This is a genomic window from Micromonospora globispora (assembly GCF_003857015.1).
Classification (GTDB): Bacteria; Actinomycetota; Actinomycetes; order Mycobacteriales; family Micromonosporaceae; genus Micromonospora; species Micromonospora globispora.
Genome location: NZ_QGGF01000369.1, coordinates 1 through 6,400, shown reverse-complemented (window position 1 = coordinate 6,400; position 6,400 = coordinate 1). Strand labels below are relative to the sequence as shown.

The following is a 6,400-nucleotide window of genomic DNA, read 5'->3' as shown; positions in this document are numbered from 1 at the left end:
CCGCAGGGCGACCACCACCACGAGGTCGCCCAGCGCCACCCCGGTGAGGACCAGTGCCCAGCCGGCTGCCGACGGCCGGGACGCCACCGCCAGCAGCGGCAGCACCGGCTGCCCGACCAGCAGCGCCGCGAACCACGGCACGGTCAGCCGGCTGAGTCGCGCGTACCCGGCGGCCACCGCCGCGCCGACCGCCGCGACCAGCCCGGCGTACCGGGTCGCCGGCCAGCCGGCCACCCCGGCGAGGTTCACCGCCCAGGCGGCGTACCCGTCGAGAAGCACCAGCAGCAGCCCCACCGCGGCGAACGTCTCGGCGGTGCCGCGCAGCCCGCGCCGGACGCTGACCATAGGTACGGCCAGCGCGAGCGCGGTGAACGCGGCCAGGATCAGCGCCCGGCCAGCCACCCCGACGGAGGCCCAGGCGACGGCGGTGAAGACGATCGCGGCCGTGCCGAGCAGCAGTCCACCGAGGACGAAGAGCAGACCCTGCACGGTTCGGGTCGAGGTCTCCGGCCGCCCCGGCGCCGGTACCGGCGTGACCGGCACCGGCCGTGGCGGAGCGGGTGCCGGGAACCTCGCCCGGGTCCCGGCGGCCAGTTCGGCCCGGCGCTGCCGGGTCTCGTCCAGCCGCCTCAGCAGCCCCTGGTACGTCTGCCGGGCCTGCTCCACCTCGCGGTCGAGGACACCGATCTGCCGGTCCAGCCGGACCACCTCGGCGGCGGGCGGGTACGGCCCCAGACCGCAGCCGGAGCAGCCGGTGACCAGGTTGGCGGATGCCCCGCAGGCGGGACACGGGTAGCTGGTGTTCTCCACGGGGCCAGCATCGTCCCGGGCCGGCGGGCCGCCCAGAGTAGGAATACCTAGGGACGGGTGTGCTGGTGCACCCAGGTCGCGTAGTCCGGATTGCCGCTCTCCACCCGGGTCACCAGGATCTCCGGCACCTCGTACGGGTGGTTGGCACGGAGCTGGTCGACCAGCGCGGTCACCCGGTCCGGCGCGGTCTTGAACTGCACCGACCACTCGGCGCTGGTCTCCACCGCGGACTGCCACCAGTAGGTGCTGTCCACCTGCCCACCGACCTGGGCGCACGCCGCCAGCCGCCCGGCGACGGCCGCGGCCGCCAGTACGTCGGCGACGGCCCGCGCGTCCACCACCGTCGTCACCACGCAGATCTGCTCCACGTGCGCACCTTACGCGGGATCACCGCCGGCACGGTCACCGTTCTAGGTGGTGGACACGCCGTCGCGGTTCGCCGAGACCCACTGGTCGATCCGGGCCCACCAGTCGAAGAGCCAGTCGATGCGCTCCTGTCGCCCGGCCGGGATCTCCTCGGGCGGAACCGACCAGAAGCGCATCACGATCCGCTTGTCCATCGGCAGTTCCCGCCAGACGTCGGTCACCGTCAGCATCCGGTCCAGCCCGGTGTGCGCCACGAAGATCACCCCGGCGTCCGGCGCGGCGTCCAGGGCGGCGAGCAGGCCGCCCGGCTGCGGGGCGAGCACGTGCTGCATCCGTTCGGCGCGCAGCGCCATCCGTTCCAGCCCGAGCGCGCGTAGCCGGGCGATGGCCCGCAGCCGGCGGCTGGGGGTGAAGTTGCCGCCCTCGGGGAAGATCACGAACGCGTCGTCGTCGTCCAGGCCCGTGGCGAGGTGGCCGATCTGCTTGATCACCGACTCCCGGCCGTCCGGTCCGGGCGCGATGAACCGGTTGGGCAGCCGGTTGAGCAGCACGTCGATCACCGGGTCCCACTGCAGGCTCTCCTTCAGCACGATCCGGGGCTCCCGGTGGAACCAGTTCACCAGCGCGTGGATCAGGATGAACGAGTCGCCCGGCCCGGCGTGCCGGCAGAGCACCAGCTCCGGCCGGCCGGGCAGCGCGGTGTCCGGGTCGGTACCGACCACGTCGATGCTGAGCCGGAGCGTCCAGCGGGCCTGCCAGAACAGCACCTGGAGGAAGCGACCGGCCAGCAGGTAGTGCGCCCGCTGGAAGGCCGGTGAGCGCTTCCGGGCGCCGAACCCGGAGGCCAGCCAGAGGGCGAAGAGGGCGAGCAGCGCGGCGGCGTCCCAGACCAGGTAGACCGCGCCGATCCAGAGCAGCCGCAGCGGTCGCAGCCGGCCGGGCACCAGCGGCGAGGCGGCCAGCGCGAGCAGCGCCCAGATCGGCACGGTGACCGCCACCGCCACCGCGAGCAGCACCACGCCGGGAGCCAGCAGCAATCGGCGTACCCACCGCGGCGGCAGCGGCATCAGCGGTCCAACTGCGCCAGGTAGTGCCGGGAGGCGGTGTACGCCCGACTGATCCGGCGCCCCACCGCCGCCATGTCCCGGTACGCCCACGGGCTGTCGTCGCGTGGCGTCCCGCCGCCGGTGGGAAGGACGTGCACCTCCACCCCGTCGGGCAGGGCGGCCATCTCCCGGGCGAACCGGTGCCGCCGGGCCACCTCGAAGGCGACCTGGGCGATCTCCCAGGGCCGGCGGGGCGGGGACAGTTCCCGTTCGATCCGACCGACCTGGAGGACGAAGATCCGGGTGGCGCCGATGGCGACCGCCTCCCCGATCGGGATGGAGTTGACGATGCCGCCGTCGATGTAGTGCTGCCCGTCGATCTCGGCCGGCGGGAGCAGCCCCGGCACCGACGCGGAGGCGAGCACCGCCGGTACCAGCAGTCCGCTGTGGAACCAGTGCTCGGCGGCGCGTTCGATGTTCGCCGCGCAGCACCGGAACGGCACCTTCAGGTCGGCGAAGGTGGTCTCCTCGCCCAACTCGTTCTCCAGCAGCCGGCGCAGCGGCCGGGGCGAGTGCAGGTGGGTGCGGGCGGCGAAGCGGCGCAGCTGCCGGGCAACCGAGTCGCCGTACACCTCGCTCGCCTCGGGCGAGGCCCAGAGCCGAACCAGCCGGTCGGTGACCGCCTCCGTGGGGTTGGCGGCGACCAGGGCGCCGTTGACCGCCCCGATCGAGGTGCCGAGCACCATGTCCGGGCGGATCCGGGCCCGGAACAGGGCACGGAGCATGCCCACCTCGACCGCGCCGAGCACTCCCCCGCCGCCGAGCACGAACGCCACCGGACCGCGAACCATGCCGTTCATCCTGGCACGGGCGCGGAAGGGGACCCGGCGGAGCCGCCCGCCGGAGAACCGCCGTCACGCCGAGCGGTCCGTTCCGTCGCACTGTGCTACTACGAAGCGGAGACCACCAGACCGATCAGCGGGCTGCCACCCCGACCCGCTCCCGCGGGACCGGCTGGGCGCTGCCGGCGAGGAAGCGTCGGTACACCTCCTCGTAGCCGAGGGCCATCCGCTCCACCGAGAAGTTCTCCACCACGTGCGCCACGCAGTCGGCCGGATCCAGGCGGGACGACTCGCGCAGCGCCGCCGGCAGGTCCTCCTCGCGGTCGCAGAGCAACCCGGTCACCCCGTCGCAGACCAGCTCCGGCACCGCGCCCCGACGCAGCGCCACAACCGGCGTACCGGTCGCCATCGCCTCCACCATCACCATGCCGAACGGCTCGTCCCACTGGATCGACATGATCAGGCAGCGCGCGTCCAGCAGCAGCTGCTTGGTCATCTCCCGGTCGGCGTTCAGCACCAGGGTCACGTCCTCGTCCAGCATCGGCTCGACGACCCGTTCGAAGTAGCGGCGCTCGGCCGGCTCGTTGCACTTGCCGGCGAGGGTCAGCGGCAGGCCGGCCGCCCGGCAGGCGCGGATGGCCAGGTCCGGACCCTTGTCCGGGCTGAACCGGGCGAGCCAGAGGACCGGCCCGCGCCCCGGTGTCCGCTTGTGCGTGAACTCCTGCGGCGGCAGCGCGTTGTGCACCGTCCCGACCCAGGGCAGGCCCGGGTTCGCCCGGCGCTGGGCGTGCGAGATGGCGACCAGGCCGACCCCGCGATCGGTGTCGCTGAGCACCTGGCCGTACTCCCCCACCGGGTTGCCGTGCACCGTGGCCACCGTCGGCACCGCCCGCCGACCGGCGACCATCGGCCCGATCGTGGTGTGGTCGTGGATCACGTCGAAGTCGTCGGCGGTGATGAGCTGGTTGACCCGCGCCAGGTGGGCCAGCTCGGGCAGCGACTCACCGAGCCGGTCGTACTGCAGCTCCGGCACGGTGGAGACGAAGTCGGCGGCGGTGCCGTTGTGCCGGCCGGCGCCGAAGAGCGTCACCGCGTTGCCGCGCGCGACCAGCGCGTCGATCAGGCCGGCCACCAACTGCTCCAAGCCGCCGTACCCGGGCGGCGGCAACGAGAGCCATGGCGGCACGACCATCGCGATCCGCAGCGGCCCTTCACGGGAGCGGTCCGACGACGGGTGGTTCACGGCCACGAGTCCTCCCCGTTGGTCCCCGGTGATCGGCGGCGCTTTCCCGCCGCCGGTGGGGGTAAACGACGGCTCCGCCTCACGCGGCGACCACGATGCGGTCGTGCACCTCGCGGACCCCCGGGGTGGCCCAGGCGGCGCGTTCTGCCTCCTCCCGCTGCCACCAGGAGCGGACCACCCCGTCGAGCACCACGGTGTCCCCGATGACCCCGATCTCGATCCGCTCGGTGCCGGTCCGCCGCATCAGCACCCGCTGCAGCTCCCGGCGGGTCTCGTCCTCCCTGCTCGGGGTGGGCGGACGGACCTCCACCAGGTTCGTGACCCCGCGTACGCCGCGCAGCCGGCGCAACTCCCGCTCGGCGGTACGCCGCTGGAAGCCGTACTCCACCTCGCCGCGGAGCATCACCCAGCCGTTGGCGACGGTCACGTCCAGCCGCTCGGCGGGCACGAAGCTGTCCCATTCCAGCGCCCGGCTGGCCGCGATCGCGATGTCCGCGTCGGTGCGCTCGTCGGCGCCGTCCAGCCGTACCTCGATGTCGCTGGCGACCGCGCGGACCCCGCCCACCCGGTGCGCGCAGCGCTCGGCCGCCCACCGGCGGACGTAGCTGTCCACCCAGCCGGTCAGGGTCACCACGCCCCCGGAGACGGTCACGCCGATGTCGTTCGGCTGCACCTGCGCGTCCCAGGCGAGTTCGTCGAGCACGTCCCGCTGGATCTCCGGATCGGTGCGGACGGCGGCTGCGGTGGTCATGACGTCCCTCCCCGTACGGTTCCCGTCCGTCGAGGGTGCCGCCGGAGGGGGTGAGCCGGGCTCACCCGCTGCGGGTGAGCCCGGAAAAAAGGCGGCGGGCGACGGAACCAACCCCCTTGGCTCCGTCACCCGCCGCCTGGAGGAGGCAGGTCTCTGTTGGTTATGACGTTTCGGCGAGCGTCACGGTTGCCGTCTGGGTCGAACCGTTCCGCTTGAATTCCACGTGGACCCGGTCGCCCACCTTGCCGGACTGGACGGCGCCGACCAGGTCGTTGGAGTCGTTGATCACCTTGTCGCCGAACTTGGTGATCACGTCGCCCCGCTGGAGCCCCGCCTTCTCGGCCGCGCTCCCCGGGGTCACCGCGGCGATCAGCGCCCCGCCGTCCTCGGCGGCGTTGACGCTCACCCCGAGCGAGGGGTGGCTGACCTTCTCGCCGCGCTGGAGCTTCTCGGCCACGTCCTTGGCCTTGTTGCTCGGGATGGCGAAGCCGACGCCGATGTTGCCGTTGCTGCCCTGCCCGGCGGTGGCGATCGCGGTGTTGATGCCGATCACCTCGCCGCGGGTGTTGACCAGCGCACCGCCGGAGTTACCCGGGTTGATCGGCGCGTCGGTCTGGAGCAGGCCGGAGATCGAGCTGGCGGCCTGCTGCGGGTTCTGCTGCTGGCCCTCCTCGCCGGCCTGGATGGTGCGGTCGCGGGCGCTGAGGATGCCGGCGGTCACCGAGCCCTGGAGGCCCAGCGGGCTGCCCAGGGCGAGCACCTGGTCGCCGACCTGCATCGCGTCGCTGTCGCCGAACTTGGCCGCCTTGAGGCCACTCACCCCGCTGGCCTTGACCACCGCGAGGTCGGTCTTCGGATCGGTGCCGACGATCTTCGCCTGCGCGCTCTTGCCGTCCGCGAAGACCACCTTGACGGTGTCCCCGCTCGCGGAGGCGACGACGTGGTTGTTGGTCAGCACGTAACCATCGGCGCTGAGGATCACCCCGGAGCCCTCACCGTTGTCCGTGATGATCGAGACGACGCTGTCCTGGACGGAGGCGGCGATCTTCGGCAGATCCGCGCTGTTGAGCACCGGGGCCGCCGAGTAGGTGCGGGTGACGCCGCCCGAGTGGTCGCCGACGGCGAGCGCGAGGGCGCCCCCGGCCACACCGGAGCCGAACATCAGGGCCAGCACCAGGGCGCCGGCGCCGACGAACTTCGCCGCCCGGCCCGGCCGGGCCGCCGGCGGCTGGGCCCACGGCGGGACCGGCTGGCCGGCGTGGTGCGGCGGGTACGGCTGGTGCCCCTGGTACGGCGGGACCGGCCCGCCGGCGTGCGGGGGGTACCCCGGCGCGCCCTGGTG

Annotated in this window: 6 protein-coding genes and 1 pseudogene; all 7 read right to left on the bottom strand. The window is 73.4% G+C overall.

The window, feature by feature from the left end:
* Nucleotides 1-810 (bottom strand): annotated as a pseudogene (locus tag DKL51_RS18760) (SCO7613 C-terminal domain-containing membrane protein); the annotation flags it as partial.
* A 47-nt stretch (nucleotides 811-857) separates the two neighbouring features.
* Nucleotides 858-1,178, bottom strand: a complete 321-nt coding sequence (gene cutA / locus DKL51_RS18755) for a divalent-cation tolerance protein CutA (protein WP_109943118.1) — start codon at nucleotides 1,176-1,178, stop codon at nucleotides 858-860.
* A gap of 42 nt (nucleotides 1,179-1,220) precedes the next feature.
* The gene (locus tag DKL51_RS18750; RefSeq protein WP_109943117.1) at nucleotides 1,221-2,243 is read right to left on the bottom strand and encodes a 1-acyl-sn-glycerol-3-phosphate acyltransferase; all 1,023 of its coding nucleotides are present in this window, start codon (nucleotides 2,241-2,243) and stop codon (nucleotides 1,221-1,223) included.
* On the bottom strand, nucleotides 2,243-3,073 hold the full coding sequence (locus DKL51_RS18745; protein ID WP_109943116.1) for a patatin-like phospholipase family protein: 831 nt from the start codon (nucleotides 3,071-3,073) through the stop codon (nucleotides 2,243-2,245). The genes DKL51_RS18750 and DKL51_RS18745 overlap by 1 nt, the downstream gene beginning before the upstream one ends.
* A 124-nt stretch (nucleotides 3,074-3,197) precedes the next feature.
* On the bottom strand, nucleotides 3,198-4,307 hold the full coding sequence (locus DKL51_RS18740; RefSeq protein ID WP_423790544.1) for a glycosyltransferase family 4 protein: 1,110 nt from the start codon (nucleotides 4,305-4,307) through the stop codon (nucleotides 3,198-3,200).
* A 79-nt stretch (nucleotides 4,308-4,386) separates the two neighbouring features.
* Nucleotides 4,387-5,058 carry a BON domain-containing protein gene (locus tag DKL51_RS18735; protein ID WP_109943115.1) on the bottom strand — a complete coding sequence of 224 codons (672 nt, stop codon included), beginning with the start codon at nucleotides 5,056-5,058 and terminating at the stop codon, nucleotides 4,387-4,389.
* 160 nt (nucleotides 5,059-5,218) lie between these two features.
* Nucleotides 5,219-6,400: trypsin-like peptidase domain-containing protein (locus tag DKL51_RS18730; protein ID WP_124812310.1), on the bottom strand; the 1,182-nt coding region annotated here is incomplete at its 5' end.

Coding starts and splice junctions, on each gene's coding strand:
- DKL51_RS18750 (WP_109943117.1), bottom strand. CDS start 2,243: ATGCCGCTGCCGCCGCGGTGGGTACGCCGATTGCTGCTGGCTCCCGGC.
- DKL51_RS18745 (WP_109943116.1), bottom strand. CDS start 3,073: ATGGTTCGCGGTCCGGTGGCGTTCGTGCTCGGCGGCGGGGGAGTGCTC.
- DKL51_RS18735 (WP_109943115.1), bottom strand. CDS start 5,058: ATGACCACCGCAGCCGCCGTCCGCACCGATCCGGAGATCCAGCGGGAC.